This is a genomic window from Actinacidiphila oryziradicis, assembly GCF_005047355.1.
GTDB lineage: Bacteria > Actinomycetota > Actinomycetes > Streptomycetales > Streptomycetaceae > Actinacidiphila > Actinacidiphila oryziradicis.
The window spans coordinates 121,379-138,771 of sequence record NZ_SUMC01000024.1; the positions used below are offsets into that span (position 1 = coordinate 121,379).

Sequence of the window (17,393 nt, forward strand, 5' to 3'; positions counted from 1 at the left end):
ATCTGCCTGCTTGGCGTCTGGGCGCGGCACTGGTGATAGGTCGGGCTGACCGGTGTATCCGGTTGAATCCAGGGTCAGGCACCGCGCAGTCCCGGGATCGCCGCGGTGGCCGGGTCACCGTGGGTCAGCGGCCGCCGGGCGGTGAGTATCCGTGCGGTGTCCCGGTCAAACCCGGCGGTGCCGGTGAGGACAGCCTGTGCCTGGTCGGCGGGCAAGGCGTTGAACCAGCGGAGGGCGAGTGCGGGCCATGCCGCGGAGTCGACCGCGCCGAAGAGGCGCAGGCGGGAGATTCCTCCGTCAGGGAAGACGTCGAAGCGGACGTGAGTGACGGCTTCGGTGCCGGCGATGTCGAAGAAGTGCCTGGTGTCGGGCTGGAGCCGGGTTCGGGACAGCAGGGGGAACCACACGGGGGAGTCGGGCCCCGGGGTTGTCTCGCTGTTCGCCCCGTACAGTGCGCACTCGCCCGAGGCGTTGTTGACGTAGTAGGACGTGTCGACCTCTATTTGGCGGAGCTGCCCGGGCGCGGCGAGGCTGATGATCGCCCAGTCGTTGCCCGTTCCGCGTCGGCGGCGGGTCTCCCAACCGTCCCCCATGTGCCGGGCGAGGCCGGGAAGGTTGAGGGCGCCGGCAGATGAGTAGAAGGTGTCGCTGCTGACCTCGACCACCCCGCCGTGTTCCCGGGCCGCCAGGTCGGGGGTGAGGCCGTCGAAGCGGCGGGGGTCTGGGACGACCCGGCCGTTGACGCGGAGCCGGGCGACGCCTCCATCGGGGTGGATGGACAGCCGTACGTGGGTGAACCGGGTCGGCGCTGTCACGGTGAAGTGGTTGTGGGTGCCGCCTTCCAGTGCGGAGAGGGGAACGATCTCCTCCCAGCTGACGTCGGGCGCGGTGAGTTGCTCGGGTGACGGATAGCCCTCCACCCCGCAGGCTTCGAGGCGGCACGTCTCCGGGTAGTTGCCGGTGAAGAAGCTGGTGTCGACGTCGATGGAGTGGATGACCCCGGGGCTGCCGAGGCGTATCAGAGCCCAGTCGTGGCCGGGTGTGCGCCTGCGGCGGGTCTCCCAGCCGTCGACGATCTCCCCCTTGTGTCCGAAGGAGCCGGGGGTGAAGTCAGCGGCAGTGGGAACGATCAGGTTCTCCTTCTCGCCGAAGGATTCGTCGTTCGCCATGACGACACTGCCACCGAGGGCACGCGAGGCGAGGTCGATCATCTGTGGTTGGTGGTCGTCGGTGGGCATCTTGCGACTACTCCTATGGTGCGGGTGGGCTCTCGACGGTGCGGGGTGTCAGAGGATCAGGTGCTTGGCAACGGCCGGCCGATGTCTACGGGGCCGGCGACGCGTAGGTGCGGGACCTTGCTGGTGCTCAGTCCCAGACCCGCGACGGCCTCGGTCAGCTACCGAGTACTGCGAGAGTTACGGAAGCTGACGGGCGTCCGTCGAGGAGTTAAGGAGTGACTGCACATCGCTTAACGCAGGCTACACAGCGCGGACCGCGGTCCGCGTTACAGTCCTGTTAAGCGGCGACTCGATAGACTCGCGGCCATGACGGACCGCACGACCCCCGCCGCCAACGGCCTTGCCGCCGATCTTGGCCAGAACATCCGCGTGGCGCGCAAGGCGCAGAACATATCCCTGCGGGAACTGGCCCGCCGTGCGGGCATCAGCGGCAGTGCGTTGTCGCAGATCGAGACGGGTAAGACCCGCCCTACGGTCAAGACTGCCTACGAGATCGCGCGCCAGCTCGGAGTGACGCTCACCGACCTCTCCGCAGGGGTGTCGAGCCCGGGCGGCGCGGGCTTCCATGCCGCGCCCGGACTGTTCCCGCCGCCGGCCGGCCAGGGGGATGTCGTACGCGATGGCCTGGTGGCCCACATGCGCCAGGCGGTGGAGTTCATCCCGCGCGAAGCCCAGCAGGTCGTCGATCTCCAAGGGGGGGAGCAGTTCAGGGTTATCAGTGGCCACTCCCTGCCAGGGGCGAACTGCCTGCTCCTCACCTACGAACCCGGAGCCGTCTCACCTCCGGGCGAGGAGTTCGTACGCCATGCAGGCCACGAGTTCAACTACCTCGCCGCCGGCCGTTTGGTCATCGAGGTCGGCACACAGCGGTTCGAGCTGAAGCCCGGCGACACTCTTACCTTTCCCGCCACGACACCGCACCGCCTGTCCAATCCATGGGCCGAGACCGCGGAGCTCGTATGCGTGTTCGTCAGCGCCCCGGGCCCCCGCACGGAGGTGACCAGCTGAACCGCTCCGCGACGCGAACCTGCACAAGGCGACAGAGCTGACTTGGTATCACTTAACGTTTTCTGCCGACGGACCGGCAATCGCAGGTCGCCCCGCAACTCCTGGACGGCCTCGGAGTCCGAGACGTCGCACCAGGCTCCGTAAAACCGCACGGCGGTCGGCGCCCGCGGCGGTACGGCCAGCCGTACCCCTCTGACCTGCGCACACAGCTAACCGTGCCTGCACGGCCCCGCCGACTGGGGAGCACAAGTACGTTCCTGTCGCTCGACAGAAATCAGGGACGGCCTGTTTCGCCCAGGTGACACAGCGATGTCCATGTCGTACACCACCCCTCACCGCCGGGCCCCGGCGCCGCCAGCGGGCCTTTTTGAAGTTCAGTAGCGCTTCATTCTCGGGCAGATCTCCTGACGCACCATCACTCGCAGGGCCAGATTTCTGGATCAATCGGACATTGCATCCCTTCGGGCAGGCCCGGAATGCCTTGGGAAGCTGTCGTTAACAGGCCTCCGGCTCTACTCCTTAACGGGGACGTTATGCCGCTTAACGGGGATGTCATGAATGACCGCTGAAGTGTGGCCATGCAAGGAGGCTTCGTGACGACGCTCTTTCACAGAGCCTGAGGCGGTGATGTTTGATGACATACACGACAGTGATCCTCGCGGGACGGCTGCTCACTGGTTCACACCAGGGCACTTCACACATGATCCGCGACGCCGCACTCGTCATCCAGGACGCGACTGTGCGGTACGCAGGACCGCGTGCGGACCTGCCCGACCTCGACGATGACGTGGTCGAGATCGACGCCACCACTTCTCTGGTCATGCCCGGACTGGTCAACGCACATCACCATGTCGGACTCACCCCCACCCAGCTCGGGGTGTCCGACGACTCCCTCGAACTGTGGATCGCCCGCAGGCACGGGCCACCGGCGGTGGATCCCTACCTCGACACCGTGTGCGGCGCCGAGGACCTTCTCGCCGGCGGTGTGACCACGGTCCAACACCTCAACGGACGCCTACGCGGCTTCCCCGAGGAGTATGAGGCGGCCGACACGGCCATGCTGCGGGCGTACGCCGACGTCGGCATGAGGGTGTCCTACTCCCGGGGACTGACGGACCAGAACCGTTTCGTGTACTCCGACGACGAGCAGTTCATCGCCTCACTCTCGCCCGCCGAACAGGCGGCGGTGCGCATGTTCAGGCCCGCCCGCTACGAGACCCCCGAAGAACAACTCGCGTCGAGCTACACGCGGCTGCGCGAAAAGTGGCACGGGGCCGCCGACGGCCGCATCGCCATCCAACTCGCGCCCGCGAACCTGCACTGGTGCAGCGAGGAACTGCTGCTGGCGGCCGCCGAGATCTCCGCGCGGGACGACGTCGGTATGCACATGCACCTGTCCGAAACGCCCTACCAGGAGGTCTACGCGGCCCAGCGCTCAGGCGGCGGTACCGCAGTGGGGTACCTGCATGAACGCGGACTGCTGTCCACCCGGCTGACCCTCGGCCACGCCGTGTGGATCAACGAATCCGACATCGACCTGCTGGCCGCCAGCGGCACGCTCGTATGCCACAACCCCGGAAGCAACCTGCGGCTCCGCAGCGGCCTGGCACCCACGGCGCGGCTACGGGCGAATGGCGTCCGGCTGGCACTCGGGATCGACGAGGCAGGTCTCGCCGACGACCGCGACATGTTCAGCGAGATCCGGCTGGCCTGGGCGCTGGCACAGGCACCCGGCCAGGACACGACCGCGCGCACCACCGCGGCCCAAGTACTGGACATGGCGCTGGAGGGCTCGGCGGCCACCACACCGTTCGCCGGGCGCATCGGCCGCCTGGAACCGGGCTATGCCGCGGACTTCCTGGTGCTGGACTGGGAATCGGTCACTGGCGCATACCTCGACCCGGCGGCCGAACGGATCGATGCGGTCATGCGACGGGCACGCCCCGCCGCGTTGCGGCAGGTGTATGTGAACGGCGAACTCGTCTTCGCCGACGGCCGGACGACCAAGGTCGACGGCTCCGCGATGCGGGCGGAACTACGCCGATTCCTCGCCGCCCGGCTTGGCCCTGAGCAACAGGACCGCCAATCCGCCGCGGCAGCGCTCGAGGCCGCTGTGGCCCGCTTCTACACCAGCCCCCCGTGGCGGGATTGGCGGGAGATCACGGAGGAGAGAGCGTCATGGAACAACCTCTGACCTGCGTGAAACGGGGCCGGAACCACCCGCTTACCACCCATGTGACAGCGCCGGGCGTGCTGCGCGTGACGACGAGGAAGGGATCGAAGTGACCGACGACCTGATGTGTCCGAGGATCGGCGCGGGGACCGCCGAGTACGAGTGGATGACGTGGCAGGAGATCGCCGAGGAGGCCCGGCGGGATACTCCCGTGGTCATCTCGGTGGGGGCGACCGAGCAGCACGGCCCGCACCTACCGGTGTCCGCGGACTGGGCGATCCCGCAGGCTCTATTGCGGCTGGCCGCGGCCGAAAGGCACTTCGTCGTGGGCCCGGCGCTACGGCTGGGCTACCGCTCCCGTCCCGGCAGCGGTGGCGGCCAGCACTTTCCTGGCACTCTCTCGCTACGCGCCACCACATTGATGGCGGTGTTGGAGGACGTGCTCAACGAACTCGTGCGCGCACGCTTCACCCGCATCGTTGTCTACAACTGGCACTTCGAGAATGCCGGGTTCGTGTACGAGCCGGCCTTCCTGGTCTCCGAACGCCACCCGCAGGTCAAGATCGTGGTGGTGGAGCAGGGCTTGCCGCAGTTCTCCGAAGAGGATCTGGCGGAGCTGTTCCCGGACGGCTTCCCCGGTCTCGAACTGGAACATGCCTCGCTCATCGAGACCTCGCTGTTCGCCTATCTGCGGCCCGGTGCCATCCGGGAAGACCGGATCTGCGACGACGCGCCGCTGCGGCATCCGCCCTATGACGTAGTGCCGATCGACACGACGATGTCCACCGCCAGTGGCGTACTCGCCTCGGCCACCAAGGCGAGCGCGGAGAAGGGAAAGCTGCTGGCCGAGCGGATCAGCGAGCACATCCTGGACATTATCGAAACGGAGTTCCCGGCCTCGACCGCGGCCGGCGGCGACTCGGCCACGGGGGCCACCACTGCCGGCTGAGGCGAAGACTCCGGGCCGGGCCGCCCAAATCATCGGAAATATCTCTCGGTCAAATCGAGCTTTTGGCGCATATCGAAATAAGACTTCGTATACCCGCATATCATGTAGGGAGTCACACCGTGAAGATGGGCGCAACAGTCCAGACGGGGACCGGGACAGCCGAGCACGGGTCACCGGACCTGCTGTCGAAGCTCGAGTCGTCGGACATGTTGGAAGAGGTCGTACCGGAGAGCCGGCGCGACGGATCACTGAAAATGACCCTCTTGTGGGTGACGTGCCAGGCCACTGTCTCCAACATGTACACCGGCTACCTGGCTCGTTCCGCGGGTTTGTCGCTGGGTGACCTGGTGTGGGCCTCGTTGATCGGCGTCGTCGTCATGGTCGGCTACGGCCTGCTGGCGACCAACGTGGGGACCATCACGGGCCAGCCTCACTCGGTACTGGCCCGAGGAGTCCTCGGGAAGTCCGGGAGCGCTCTGGCGTCGCTGCTTCTCGCCGTCACCGGCTTGGGGTGGTATGGGTTCCAGACGGTGTTCCTGGCGCAGCTCTTCAACGGCCTGTTCGGCCTCACCCACCTGCAGCTCTTCTGTGTGCTGTTTGCCCTCGTGATGATCACTAACAACCTGCTGGGGTTCCGCAGCGTCTCCGGCTACGCCCGTTTGGCGGCCCCCATCCTCCTCGTGTGGGGCGCGTACACCATCATCAAAGCCATCGCCTCGGCCTCGGGACCCAACCTGTTCGCCGCTCCTCACGTCCAACAGACCCAGGGCATCCTCCTCACGGTCGGACTCCTGGTGGGCGTGGCCGTGTACGGCAACGAGCCCGACATGTTCCGGTACGCCCGCCGCGACCGGGGCCGCAACCTCGTGCCCCTGCTGGTCGGCTACGGGCTGGGGATGCTGGTCTTCCCCGCGGCCGGCTACCTCATGGCCGAGCTCTCCAGTGCCTCGACCCTGGGTGCCACGATGCACTTCTTCACCAAGTTCTCGCTGTTCGGGCTCACCGCGCTGGCAGTCGTGGTGTTCACCATCAACGTGGTCGCGGTGAACGACGCCAACCTCTACGAGGCGGTCAACGCGGTGCAGAACTTCCTCCGCGGCCGGCGGCGGATCGAGACCATCCTCGCACTCGGTGTCATCGGCGCGGTGGTCGCCGCATTTATGCAGCGATCGTCCTCACTGCAGGCCAACTTCTTCATCGTGGCCAATATGTGTGCGGTGTTCCTGCCGTGCGCGACCATCGTCATGGCCATGGACGTGTTCCTCCTGGAACGGCTGTCCGGTTGCCGCCGACCCGCCGGACAAGACGGCGTACCCAGGGCCGTAACGTCCTGGGCGGAAGCCTCACCGGGAAACGCGGCAGGGATCGTGGCGATCCTCGCCGGGCTTGTGGTCGGAGCCATTACCGGTGGGCTCATCCCAGGAACGTCGGGCTTCGGGAAGACCAACGTCGGAATCCCCTCCGTGGAGGCATGGCTCACCACCATCGTCATCTACCTGGCGGCCATGCTCCTGGTCCGTGTCCTTCCCTCCTACCGTTCCAAGCAGGTCCTCCTCGGTCTGCCGGCCGCCGAGACAGCGGGCGCCTGACCATGGGAGTGGGCGGATCGAATCCTCTCGTCGACGTCCATGTTCATCTCTACCGGGACAAGAGCGCCGGCCGGCAGGCAAAGGACAGCTACGTCATCTGGGAGTACGGTGACGACCCCGGCGTGGAGTTCGCCACCGCCGCCGGGGACATCACCGACCTGGCCACCACCTACGGACAGGCCGGCTTCGACCGGGCCGTCGTCGTCCATCTGTTCGATACGGCCCTGGCCCGTACTGAAGCGACGGACCGGCTGCCCCCTGGCCGTTCTCCGGAGGAGGCGGCCCACATCACCGCCGCGATCGAGGAGGCGGTCGCCGAGGCCATGCGAGCGTCCAATCGCTGGGTCGCCGAGACGGCCCGGAACAACCCGCTGGTGGAGGTGCTGGTCAGCCTCGACCCGACGGTGCTCAGCCGCCGGGAGATAGCGGATCACCTGACGGAGCTCGCCGATGCGGGCGTGCGGGGCGTCAAACTGCACCCTGTAGCCCAGGGGCTCCTGCCCATCGATCCCCGGCTGCACGCCATCTATGACATCTGCAGCGACGCCGGCCTGGTCGTACTGTCACACTCGGGTCCCGGCCACCGCGGCGACGCATCGGCGCGCCCGAGCGAGTTCGGCCCGGTGCTGCGACAGTGGCCGAACCTGCGCCTCGTCCTCGCCCACCTGGGCGGAGCGAGCTGGCGGGAAACCGCCGAGTTGGCCGACACCTACCCACAGGTCGCCTTCGACGTGTCCGAGATCATCGAATGGATCGGGGCCCCCAACGCCCCGTCGGCGACCGAACTGACAGAACTGGTCCGGCACATCGGAGCCGATCGTGTGATGCTCGGCTCCGACTTCCCCTGGTACGACCCGGTGCGGACGGCGGACCTGGTGGACGGACTGCCCGGCCTCGGGGCCGGGGAACGGGCGGCGATCCTGGGTGTGACGGCTGTCCGCCTGCTGGGTCTGGAGCGGTGATGACCATGCGAGCCGGAGCTCGAGCCGCGGATGGTGCATGGGATGAGCCGCAATGGCCATGATCGACCAAGTGGTGTCGCTGGCGCAGCGACTGGTTCGTATTCCGAGCCCCTCGGGACAGGAGCGTGCCGCCGTCGAACTGCTCGCGGGGAGCATGCGGGCGCAAGGTTTCGCGGTCCGGATCGACGCGGCGGGAAACGCGATCGGGACCCTCGGCCGCGGCCTCCCCGGCCATCCCCGGGTCGTCATCGACGGTCACGTCGACACGATCCCGCCGCCGGCCGAAGGGGACTGGTCCCGCGACCCGTTCGGCGCGGAGATCCTCGATGGTCGCCTCTACGGTCTCGGCATATGTGACCAGAAGGCTTCGCTGGCGGCGGCGGTCGTGGGACTGGGTTCGATGGCTCAGCGGTTCGCCGCGTCACCGGGCATGGTCTCACTGGTCGCCAGCGTCAGCGAGGAGTTCATGGAGGGCGCGGCGCTGGCATACGCGCTCGACGTACTGCGGCCGACGTGCGTAGTGATCACTGAGCCGAGCGAGTTGAAGCTCATGGTCGGGCACCGGGGACGGGCCAAACTCCAGGTCGAGATCGTGGGCCGCTCCGCTCACGCGGCCCGCGCCACGGACGGCGTGAACGCGGCGGAGGCGCTGGCCGATCTGCTCGTCGAGCTGCGGCGGGCACCGCGCCCCAACCATTCCCGGCTGGGGTACCGGGACATCACCTGCATCGATGTCGTGTCGTCACCCTTCCCCTCCGTGTCGACCGTGCCCGGTCGGGTTCAGGCCCGCTTCGACGTCCGCTTCCTGCCGGAAGACACCGAGGAGGAACTGCTTGCCCTGTTCTCGCACGCGGCGGCCCGGGCGTGGAAGAACTGGCCGCGGCCACCGAGCCTTTCGGTGGGCACAGTGGAGGTCAGCGCACTTACGTACACCGGGCAGGAGCTCGCGGTGCGGGAGATCGCGCCGGGGTGGTGGACGGAAGGAGCGCTGGTGGACACCGCCCGCGCGGCGCTCGCGTCCATCGGTCTCTCCGACACTCCGGGCGCGTACTCGATCTGCACCAACGGATCACTGACCGCCGGCGGACGGGGAGTGCCCACGATCGGCTTCGGTGTCGGTGAGCAGCACATGGCACATCGTGCTGACGAATATGTCCACGTGGACGCATTGCTGGATGGCGCGCGTGGCTATGCGGCACTTGCGGCCGCGCTTCTCGAGGGCCAGGTACCTGATAATGCCCGTGAATGCGGAATCAACACAGGAACCACTGAGGCCCATTGATACTGCGATTTTGTCATAAACGCACTGAATGTCGCCCATCCGGCGGCATCATCCTCTGAAAGGAGAGCATGTCAGTGGGCATCCGGAAAACGATTTGCGCCTCATTGGCCGGACTCGCGTTGGTAACACTCGCCGGGTGCGGCAGCTCCTCGGCCACCGCTCCGTCTGGGTCCTCAAGTGCGGACACTCTGCGAGTGGCGATCAACCCCGGCTTCGTCCCGTTTGAGCAGATCGAATCCGGGAAGCTCACCGGCTTCGATGTGGATCTGTCCCGGGCGCTGGCCCGTCGCCTCGGCCGCAAGAACACGACCTTTGACCAGCTTCCTTTCACGAGCCTGCTGCCGGCCGTAACATCAGGACGCGACCAGGTTGCCATTTCCGGGATCCTGGACACGGCGACGCGGCGCAAACAGGTGTCATTTTCCAAGCCTTACATCAATGACTCGTTCGTGATCTCGATAAAGTCATCGAACGGCTCAGTAAAGGGAGTTTCCGACCTTTCGAAAGCGAACATCGCCGTTCAGGTCGGCACCATTCCGGAAGAGTTCGTACGGGCGAAGCTCCCGAAGGCCAAGATCGTCACGGTCCAGGACACGCCATCGGCCTTCCAACTCGTGGCCCAAGGCCGCGCCGACGCCGTGATCACCGATGCCCCTGTGGCGGGTTACTACGTCAAGAAGCTCGGCGGGAGCCTGAAGGTCCTGCCGACCCCGCTCAACTCGGCGCAGCCGATCGCCGTGGTGCTGCCGCTCCACAGCACGCTGCAGCAGTCGGTCGACAAGGCGCTGGCCGCGATGGAGGCCGACGGCACGCTCGGAAAACTGCGCCGGACCTGGTTCGGCAGCTCTGACCTGAACGGCGGTGCATAGGTGTCCGCCGTATTCGACAATCTGCCGTTCCTCCTCAACGGGTTCGTCGTGACGCTCGGCTACGCAGCCGGGGCGCTGGTGTTCGCCATGCTCCTGGGGGGCCTGCTGGGGACGGTGGACTACGCCGTGCATTTCTGGCCCGTGCGTTGGGCGATCCGGGGGTTCGTGGGACTGTTCCGCAACACTCCGTTCATCGTCCAGCTGTACATCTGGTTCTTCGGTCTGCCCTACCTCGGAGTGCAGCTCTCCGCCCCGGTCGCCGGCATCCTCGGTCTCGGCCTGTACGGGTCGAGCTATGTGACCGAGATCGTGCGTGCCTCGCTGGCGGGCGTTGGTAGGGAGCAGGAGGAGGCCGGGCTCTCGCTGGGCCTCGGCCACCGGGACATCATCGTGCGCGTCGTGTGGCCCCAGGCATTCGCCGGCATGGTTCCCGGGCTGACCAATGAGGCCGTGGCCCTGGTCAAGAACACCTCGATGCTGGGGTTCATCACCATCACGGAGCTGACCCTGCGCACGCAGCAGGTGATCAGCTCCACTTTCGCCTCGTTGCCCCTCTACCTGACCGCCGGAGCGATGTACCTCATCGTCAACGTGCTGTTGACGTTGCTGGCCCGCCGCCTGGAGAAGGTACTGGCACGCGGTGGGCGCGGCAGCGCCCTCAACCTCGGATCACGGACGGAGGTCCCGGTTCATGCCTGACGCTGGTCAGAGTTCTAACGAGGTGGTACTGGAAGTCCGGAATGTGGGAATGTCGGTCGGCGGCACCACGATCCTTATCGACGTGGGCTTCCAGCTCGAACGTGGACGCACCATCAGTGTGGTGGGTCCGTCCGGGTCCGGTAAGAGCACCCTGTTGCGCTGCCTGAACAGGCTGGAGCGGATTTCCAGCGGGTCGGTCCTGCTGTGCGGCGTCCACACGGACACGCTCCCGGCGTCGGCGCTGCGCAGCCGCATCGGCCTGGTCTCGCAGAAGTTCGCACTGTTCGGCCACCTCGACGCCCTGGCCAACGTCACGCTGGGGCTGCGGCGGACGCGGCACATGTCCAAGCCTGCCGCGAACGAGCAGGCGATGGAGTGGCTCAACCGGGTGGGGCTGGCCGGCTTGGAGAAGCGCCGCCCCCATGAGCTGTCCGGTGGTCAGCAGCAGCGGGTCGCTATCGCCCGTGCCGCCGCCCTGGAACCGGACGTGCTCCTGCTCGACGAGGTCACCAGCGCGCTCGATCCGGAACTCGTCGAGGAGGTCGAGAACGTGGTCCTCGCGCTCGCTCGCAGCGGCACCTCCCTCGTCGTGGTGACTCACGAGATCCCCTTCGCCGCGAAGGTGGCCGACGTCATGCTGATGATGGATGCCGGGCAGGTGGTGGAGACCGGGTCGCCCCAGGACGTCCTGACCAGCAGCCGGCCTCGCTCACAACGGTTCTTCGCCCGCCATTTGCGAGGGTGGGGCGACACCACGGGCGGCCCGGGCCGTCATCTACCACTGCGGACCGTCCAGGAAGGACACGCATGACGATCGTCGCCCCACCCGCCGTGCGGCACCGCGCCGCGCACATGCTCGGCAGCACCGCGTCCGAAGGGAGTGCCGCGAGCCCGGGTGCGCTGGGTGGGCCCAGTGCCGGGGTCGTCAACGAACTCCTCCTGGGGAGGGCCGGGTAGTGGGCGGCACCGAAGGTCTGCGGATGGATGTGTGGAAGCAGCCACTGCGGCTCGTCCGGCCACTGACGATCTCGCGGTCCACGACGACGGTGGTGGAGAACGTCTTCGTCGCCATCACCATGGCGGGGAAGGCCGGATACGGGGAGGCAGCGCCAGGGCCGTGGCGAGGGGAGCCGATCGAGGCGATCCTGCGCTATCTGGACGTGGCGGCCACCCTCCTGGGCGACGACCCGTTCGACGCCGATGCGATCCTGTCGCGCCTGGACCAGCGGCTCGGCGAGAACAGGGCCGCGCGCTCAGCCGTCGACATGGCCCTGACCGACCTCGTCGGCAAGCTCGTCGGTGCGCCGGCGTTCCGCTTGATGGGCCTGGACGCCACTCGCACCCGCGACCTCTGCTACACGATCGGGCTCGACTCCGTCGACGAGATGGTGAAGGCCGCGGTGGATGCCGCGTCCGCATTCTCCGCGCTCAAAATCAAGCTGGGCGGCCCCGCTGACGCCACCATCGTGCGGGAGATCGCGGCGGCCGTGGACGTGCCCCTACGCGTCGACGCCAACGGCGGGTGGAGCGCCAGACGCACGCTCGATCTTCTCGACGAGGCCCTCGTACCCTGCGGGATCACCCTGCTCGAGCAGCCCGTGCCGGCCGCGGACCTGAGGGCCCTGGCCGAGGTCCACGAACGGTCCCCCATCCCCGTCATCGCCGACGAGTCGGTCACCGACCTTTCGTCACTGCGGCCGCTCATCGGGAAATGCTCCGGCATCGACATCAAACTCACCAAGTGCGGCGGGATGCGGGAGGCTCTGCGCCTCATCCACGCGGCCCGAGCCGTTGACCTGTCGGTCATGATCGGATGCGAGGTGGAGACCTCCCTGGCGATCACGGCCGCCGCGGTCCTCACCTGCATGGCCGACTATGCGGATCTCGACCTCCACCTGTGGCTGGAGAACGACCCCTTCGTCGGCGTGGGACTCCTCGACGGGAAATTCGTACTGCCCGACGGCCCCGGCTTCGGCGCCGAGCCGACCCAGGCGCTGCGGTCCCCGTCCCCGGGCTCGAGCTTCTGACGTGCCGAGTCGACGGTGACCATGCGGGGTCGTCGGACCACCGGGTCGTGCCCGGGTACCAGCCGGTAGCCCCGCGCGGCTGCGATGTGTGTGCCGGAAGCCCAGCCCGTCGACGGACTCACCGGCACCGGCGGTGTGACGGGGCATCACCTCGCAGCGCGCAGCACCGCCCATACGACGTGGCCTTGTCCGCTCTCGGAGGTGGCGACTCCCCACCCGTCCGCCAGGCTGTTGACCAGCTGCAGCCCGCGCCCGTTCTCGTCTCCGGCACCGGCCTCGCGCATCTTGGGTTCGCCGGCATCGGCGCCCTGGTCCGTCACTTGGAGGTGTATGTGCCGATCATCCGCCCGCAGGAGGCAGCTGACGGTCTTGCCGGCCGTGTGCTTCAGCGCGTTCGTGACGAGCTCGGAGATCACTAACGTCGCGGTGTAGCAGGCCTCTTCGCTGAAGGTGCAGCGGCTCAGCAGCGTGCGCACACGGCGCCGGGCTTCGCCCACCGACGCGTCGTGCACGGGAAGCTCGAATGCTTCCCGGCGAATGCCGGAGGCCGACGCGGGGTGTGCGGCAAGGAAGGTCATCGTGTCGATGGGTGCCACGGCCGATTCCTAACGGTGGGGGGACGGGGCCGCGCAGCCCCGGGGCCAAAGCGTCGATGGTGACCGGGTATGACACTTCGTTGGGCATGCTGGGCCAAGTCTTCGGCGGAGATGCGGGGGAGCATCTCCGGCGGCCCGCAGACCGCCCGGCAACGCCTGGCCAACGCGCGGGGTGATGCGTTTCCAGGATGGCGCCTGACAGGGCGGTGCTCGATGCGCGCGTTGACCACCGTCCGTGCCGCAGCCGATTGGACTGGACCACTCGCTCAACTATGCTCGACCTTTACGGCACTTGGCAAGCAGCACTCTGCAATTCTCATAGTTCCAGGTGCAGTGTGTTCCCCTCGGCTCGGCCATGGCACACTGCCGGTCATGAGCGTGGGGAGGCAGACGTGAGCGAACCTCGGCCCAGCCCGACGGCGGGTCAGTTCGTGCTTGGCAATCGCCTGCTGGACCTTCGGGAGAAAGCGGGCATGGCGCGTGATGGGGCTGCCAAGGTGATCCATGTCAGCCCCGCGACAATCCACCGGATGGAAACGGCCAAGGTCGCACTGAAAATCCCTTACGTCCGGTTGCTGCTGAAGGCGTATGGGGTGAGCGAGAGCGAAGCCGAGGCCTTCGTCGGGCTGGTTGAGGAGGCGAACAAACCAGGTTGGTGGCAGCGGTTTCACGACGTCCTGCCGGACTGGTTCAGCGCCCATGTATCGCTGGAAAGCGCAGCCAGTCTCATCCGGTTGTACGAACCCTACTTTGTCCCCGGCCTGTTGCAGACCGAGGACTACGCCCGCACAATCCTGCAGACCGGGACCCTCGGGCAGACAAAGCCGGACGAGGTCGAGCGGCATGTGGCTCTGCGAATGGAACGACAGGCACTGCTCACGCGCCCGGGCGCGCCGCGTCTGTGGGTGATCCTCGATGAAACGGTACTGCGCCGGCGCGTCGGCACCGCTGCCATCATGCGGGAGCAGATCGACCGGCTTCTGGAATCCTCCCGGATCCGCAATGTCACCCTGCAGATCGCCGAGTTCGCCGCCGGACACCACTCAGGTGCTCACGGGCCGGTCGCCCTCTTCCGGTTCGATGCACCGGAATTGCCGGACATGGTTTATCTGGAATACCTGACCGGCGCCGTCTACCTCGACGAACGCGTCGAAGTGGCCTCCCATTACGAGGCCATGGACCAGATAGCGGCCCTGGCGGCGCCTGCGCAACGTACGAAGGAAATCCTGAAGGATTTCCGCAAGGAGCTTGAATGAACCACAGGAACAATGGCATGCCGGCCCGCGACCTCGGTACCGAAGGCTGGCAGAAGCCGTGGAGCGCCGGGAACGGCGGGAGCTGTGTCGAGGCGTTGAAGCTGAACGACGGCCGGGTTGCGTTGCGTCAGTCCACCGATCCGGACGGCCCCGCACTCATCTACGCGGCCAATGAATTTTCTTCGTTCATCAAGGGTGTGAAGGAGGGCGATGCCGACTTTCTACTCTCCTGACAACTCGTCGGTGCCGTGCAACGGCCCGTTGGCATGCGAACTCTCCCCCTCTTGTCGTGCTCGCTTAGCAGAACCCATGGAGTGCTGAAATGACCGAATATGACGCCGGAGCAAATCGGGTTGACACGAGCACAGCTCATTCGGCGCGCGTGTACGACTATTTCCTGGGCGGCAAGACCAACTATCCGGTTGACGAAGAGCTGGCGGAGACGATTCTTGCTGTCGACCCGACAGTCAGGAACACCGCGCTGGTCAACCGCTGGTTTATGCACCGGGCCACGCGATGGCTTTCCCAGAATGGCGTTCGTCAATACATTGATATCGGTACCGGAATCCCCACTGAACCCAACCTCCACCGGATAGCCCAGGAGGCTGCGCCAGCATCCAACATCGTCTACGTGGACAACGACCCGATCGTCATCCGCCACGCCGAAGCCTTGCTGGACAGTGCCCCGGAAGGCGCCACCGACTATATCCAGGCAGACGTACGCAATCCTGGACGGATCATTGAGGCAGCCGGCAGGATCATCGACTTCGGCAAGCCGGTCGCCCTTTCGGTCATCGCGCTACTGCACTTTGTGTCGGATGAGGACGATGCGTACGGCATCGTCCGCCGCCTCGTCGACGCCCTCGCACCGGGCAGCTACCTCGTCCTCGCACACGTGACAGGCGACTTCGACCCGGAGAACGCCGAAAAGGTCGTCGCCCTCTACCGCAAGAGAAGTGGCACCACGCTTCGCCCGCGCACCCGCGAAGAAGTCGCCAGGTTCTTCCAAGGTATGGAACTCGTCGCCCCGGGCCTCGAACTGGCACCGCAATGGCACCCAGAGCTGAGCCGGGATGAGTCGGCGGCTGGGGACACCCCTGTCCCGGTGTATGTGGGTGTCGCACGAAAGGTGTGACCCGCGGCCCTGCTGCACAGGGATGGGGCGTGCCCGGACGCCGATCGGCTCCGCAGTGCGCGTGTTATGTGGCGGCGCCCGGCCGGTCGGGTGTGACGTCGGCCCGTATGGCGGCGAGAAGTCCAATGCCCTCGTCCACCCCGGCCGCGGTGGGGATGACCTGGTCTACGCCGGCCAGGGCGAGTACCTGCCGGACATGTCCGCCGATGGCGGCCAGGACCAGCGCGCCGCCGGCTGCCTGGGCGCTTCGCTGCACGGTCAGTAGGGCGTTCATCCCACGGGAGTCACAGAAGGCAAGACCCGTGCAGTCCAGCACGATCCACGGACGTCCGCTCTCGAGCACCGCGCCTACGACCGCGGCCAGCGTGCCCTCACTGTCCAGGTCGAGCTCACCCGTCAGCTCCAGTACCACCTGCTCATCCTGCTCCCGGTTCGCCGGAAGGACCACCAGCCGGGTGCTCACCTCATGCCTCCTCGTTCAGCGCGGTCGGGACCGCGGGTTGGCTTCGCTGCCCCCGCCCCCCAGGAAGCGCCGGGCGCTCCACACGCCCGACGCCCCTCGGTTGTCGGCTTCGCCTGCCGGGGACTGCAAGATTATCTCTTTCGGCAACATTCCAAAACCTACTGTGGTGATGATATATATGGTCCATACTTGAGTGTACGTTTATGTGATGGCCAGGCAGTCGGCCGTTCCGGCGTCGAGGCCCATGGACAGGCGCATCACCTGGTCGCCGGGGAGGGCGAGTTCGCCCTGGTAGGGGACTGCGTACCGGGCCAGGCGGTCGATCTGGTCCGCAAGGTCGTCGTGGCCGAGGTAGCCGTCGAGGACCACGGCGATGCCCACGCTCCCCTGGCCTACGTACGGCATCGAGCGGCGGCCCTCGTCCAGAGCTTCGGTGCGGTCCACCGCGCAACGGGCCAGACCGGTCCGCATGTCGCTGGCGACTCCGGCCTGGTCGCGGGTCGGGGTGTCGGCCCGGTCCGCCAGCAACCGGGCCGCTTCCAGTACGTGTTCGTACAGAGCGCTCTCCCCGGTGGTGCGGGACAGCTTGTCCAGGGTCAGGCCCTGGCGGTCGGGGGCGAGGCGCTGCCACCTCTCGGCGAGCACGCGTTCGGCCAGTTCGACACGGCGCGAGCGGGATGACCCGGCCGGGCGAGCACCACAGCGGTGCCGAGCAGGCCGTCGCGGCAGGGGATGGCGGAGGCGAGGATCGCCCGCCGCCGGTGCGCCGCACGGTCGCGGCCTGCCCCGGCGATCTTCCGCACGGCCTCGTCCAGAAAGGGCCCCGGCACGGGGAATTGGCGGGCCCTCCACCTCGGCCAGGTGCGCGGCTTGTCCCGGTCGATGGCCAGCACCACGGCCAGCGGGAAATGAACATGAAGGCGACAGCGCGCGGAACGCAGTAGTCCCACACCCTTGCGGCGGTCTTTTGTCATTCCCTCCCGCTGCGTGGCCACGACAATTCCACGGGAGCGGTATGGGGGGTCTTCGAATTTAACCGGGCTTCGCCTCTCTGCGGCTCCGCCTGGTGGTCGCGCAGCGTGACCGTAGGCGTTGGTGCTCGCGGTTGCGGAAGCCGAAGGCGTTGCGGGCTTCGAGCTTGATGAGG

19 protein-coding genes are annotated in these 17,393 nt (G+C 67.0%); 14 read left to right on the forward strand and 5 right to left on the reverse strand.

The window, feature by feature from the left end; all coding sequences use genetic code 11:
• Window positions 1-74: 74 nt before the first annotated feature.
• Window positions 75-1,238 (reverse strand): allantoicase, encoded by a 1,164-nt coding sequence (gene alc, locus FCI23_RS24365; protein WP_169316918.1) that lies wholly within the window; start codon window positions 1,236-1,238, stop codon window positions 75-77.
• A 306-nt stretch (window positions 1,239-1,544) separates the two neighbouring features.
• Here alc and FCI23_RS24370 point away from each other — a divergent pair, with 306 nt between their 5' ends.
• From FCI23_RS24370 to FCI23_RS24415, 11 genes are all read left to right on the forward strand, one after another.
• Entirely contained in the window at window positions 1,545-2,246 is a 702-nt protein-coding gene (locus tag FCI23_RS24370) for a helix-turn-helix domain-containing protein (RefSeq protein WP_136726054.1), read from the forward strand.
• A 634-nt stretch (window positions 2,247-2,880) separates the two neighbouring features.
• Window positions 2,881-4,440, forward strand: coding sequence for an amidohydrolase family protein (locus tag FCI23_RS24375; RefSeq protein WP_136726055.1), 1,560 nt, complete (start codon window positions 2,881-2,883; stop codon window positions 4,438-4,440).
• A gap of 88 nt (window positions 4,441-4,528) precedes the next feature.
• Window positions 4,529-5,368 carry a creatininase gene (locus tag FCI23_RS24380; protein WP_211265462.1) on the forward strand — a complete coding sequence of 280 codons (840 nt, stop codon included), beginning with the start codon at window positions 4,529-4,531 and terminating at the stop codon, window positions 5,366-5,368.
• A gap of 125 nt (window positions 5,369-5,493) precedes the next feature.
• On the forward strand, window positions 5,494-6,957 hold the full coding sequence (locus FCI23_RS24385; protein ID WP_246143942.1) for a purine-cytosine permease family protein: 1,464 nt from the start codon (window positions 5,494-5,496) through the stop codon (window positions 6,955-6,957).
• Window positions 6,958-6,965: 8 nt separating this feature from the next.
• Window positions 6,966-7,919: an amidohydrolase family protein gene (locus FCI23_RS24390; protein ID WP_169316919.1), complete on the forward strand. Its 954-nt coding sequence runs from the start codon at window positions 6,966-6,968 to the stop codon at window positions 7,917-7,919.
• Window positions 7,920-7,977: 58 nt separating this feature from the next.
• Window positions 7,978-9,201 carry a M20/M25/M40 family metallo-hydrolase gene (locus FCI23_RS24395; RefSeq protein ID WP_211265463.1) on the forward strand — a complete coding sequence of 408 codons (1,224 nt, stop codon included), beginning with the start codon at window positions 7,978-7,980 and terminating at the stop codon, window positions 9,199-9,201.
• Between the two features lie 194 nt (window positions 9,202-9,395).
• On the forward strand, window positions 9,396-10,070 hold the full coding sequence (locus tag FCI23_RS24400; protein ID WP_169316920.1) for a substrate-binding periplasmic protein: 675 nt from the start codon (window positions 9,396-9,398) through the stop codon (window positions 10,068-10,070).
• Window positions 10,071-10,769 carry an amino acid ABC transporter permease gene (locus FCI23_RS24405; protein WP_136726060.1) on the forward strand — a complete coding sequence of 233 codons (699 nt, stop codon included), beginning with the start codon at window positions 10,071-10,073 and terminating at the stop codon, window positions 10,767-10,769. It begins immediately after the preceding gene.
• Entirely contained in the window at window positions 10,762-11,580 is an 819-nt protein-coding gene (locus tag FCI23_RS24410; RefSeq protein ID WP_136726061.1) for an amino acid ABC transporter ATP-binding protein, read from the forward strand. Before FCI23_RS24405 ends, FCI23_RS24410 begins: the two co-directional genes overlap by 8 nt.
• Window positions 11,577-11,726 (forward strand): hypothetical protein, encoded by a 150-nt coding sequence (locus FCI23_RS56620; protein WP_169316921.1) that lies wholly within the window; start codon window positions 11,577-11,579, stop codon window positions 11,724-11,726. Before FCI23_RS24410 ends, FCI23_RS56620 begins: the two co-directional genes overlap by 4 nt.
• The gene (locus tag FCI23_RS24415; protein WP_136726062.1) at window positions 11,726-12,796 is read left to right on the forward strand and encodes a dipeptide epimerase; all 1,071 of its coding nucleotides are present in this window, start codon (window positions 11,726-11,728) and stop codon (window positions 12,794-12,796) included. The genes FCI23_RS56620 and FCI23_RS24415 overlap by 1 nt, the downstream gene beginning before the upstream one ends.
• A gap of 146 nt (window positions 12,797-12,942) precedes the next feature.
• On the opposite strand, the gene FCI23_RS24420 is transcribed toward FCI23_RS24415, so the two are convergent.
• A complete protein-coding gene (locus FCI23_RS24420) occupies window positions 12,943-13,392 on the reverse strand; it encodes an ATP-binding protein (RefSeq protein ID WP_136726063.1) in 450 nt (149 codons plus the stop codon).
• Window positions 13,393-13,784: 392 nt separating this feature from the next.
• On the opposite strand from FCI23_RS24420, the gene FCI23_RS24425 reads away from it, so the two are divergent.
• From FCI23_RS24425 to FCI23_RS24435, 3 genes are all read left to right on the forward strand, one after another.
• Window positions 13,785-14,648 carry a helix-turn-helix domain-containing protein gene (locus FCI23_RS24425; protein ID WP_136726064.1) on the forward strand — a complete coding sequence of 288 codons (864 nt, stop codon included), beginning with the start codon at window positions 13,785-13,787 and terminating at the stop codon, window positions 14,646-14,648.
• Window positions 14,645-14,881, forward strand: a complete 237-nt coding sequence (locus tag FCI23_RS24430) for a DUF397 domain-containing protein (protein ID WP_136726065.1) — start codon at window positions 14,645-14,647, stop codon at window positions 14,879-14,881. Before FCI23_RS24425 ends, FCI23_RS24430 begins: the two co-directional genes overlap by 4 nt.
• A gap of 89 nt (window positions 14,882-14,970) precedes the next feature.
• The gene (locus FCI23_RS24435; RefSeq protein ID WP_136726066.1) at window positions 14,971-15,783 is read left to right on the forward strand and encodes an SAM-dependent methyltransferase; all 813 of its coding nucleotides are present in this window, start codon (window positions 14,971-14,973) and stop codon (window positions 15,781-15,783) included.
• 64 nt (window positions 15,784-15,847) lie between these two features.
• Here the strand turns inward: FCI23_RS24435 and FCI23_RS24440 are convergent, their stop codons facing one another.
• From FCI23_RS24440 to FCI23_RS24450, 3 genes are all read right to left on the reverse strand, one after another.
• Window positions 15,848-16,246 (reverse strand): STAS domain-containing protein, encoded by a 399-nt coding sequence (locus tag FCI23_RS24440; RefSeq protein ID WP_136726067.1) that lies wholly within the window; start codon window positions 16,244-16,246, stop codon window positions 15,848-15,850.
• 201 nt (window positions 16,247-16,447) lie between these two features.
• Window positions 16,448-16,891, reverse strand: a complete 444-nt coding sequence (locus FCI23_RS24445; RefSeq protein ID WP_136726068.1) for a glycoside hydrolase family protein — start codon at window positions 16,889-16,891, stop codon at window positions 16,448-16,450.
• Window positions 16,843-17,220: a hypothetical protein gene (locus FCI23_RS24450; RefSeq protein WP_136726069.1), complete on the reverse strand. Its 378-nt coding sequence runs from the start codon at window positions 17,218-17,220 to the stop codon at window positions 16,843-16,845. Before FCI23_RS24450 ends, FCI23_RS24445 begins: the two co-directional genes overlap by 49 nt.
• Between the last annotated feature and the right edge of the window lie 173 nt (window positions 17,221-17,393).

Bases quoted from the DNA above. Each gene is read 5' to 3' on its own strand.
- FCI23_RS24385 (WP_246143942.1), top strand. From the start codon at position 5,494: ATGGGCGCAACAGTCCAGACGGGGACCGGGACAGCCGAGCACGGGTCA.
- FCI23_RS24430 (WP_136726065.1), top strand. From the start codon at position 14,645: ATGAACCACAGGAACAATGGCATGCCGGCCCGCGACCTCGGTACCGAA.
- FCI23_RS24410 (WP_136726061.1), top strand. From the start codon at position 10,762: ATGCCTGACGCTGGTCAGAGTTCTAACGAGGTGGTACTGGAAGTCCGG.
- FCI23_RS24435 (WP_136726066.1), top strand. From the start codon at position 14,971: ATGACCGAATATGACGCCGGAGCAAATCGGGTTGACACGAGCACAGCT.
- FCI23_RS24370 (WP_136726054.1), top strand. From the start codon at position 1,545: ATGACGGACCGCACGACCCCCGCCGCCAACGGCCTTGCCGCCGATCTT.
- FCI23_RS24395 (WP_211265463.1), top strand. From the start codon at position 7,978: ATGATCGACCAAGTGGTGTCGCTGGCGCAGCGACTGGTTCGTATTCCG.
- FCI23_RS24375 (WP_136726055.1), top strand. From the start codon at position 2,881: ATGACATACACGACAGTGATCCTCGCGGGACGGCTGCTCACTGGTTCA.
- alc (WP_169316918.1), bottom strand. From the start codon at position 1,238: ATGCCCACCGACGACCACCAACCACAGATGATCGACCTCGCCTCGCGT.
- FCI23_RS56620 (WP_169316921.1), top strand. From the start codon at position 11,577: ATGACGATCGTCGCCCCACCCGCCGTGCGGCACCGCGCCGCGCACATG.
- FCI23_RS24450 (WP_136726069.1), bottom strand. From the start codon at position 17,220: ATGACAAAAGACCGCCGCAAGGGTGTGGGACTACTGCGTTCCGCGCGC.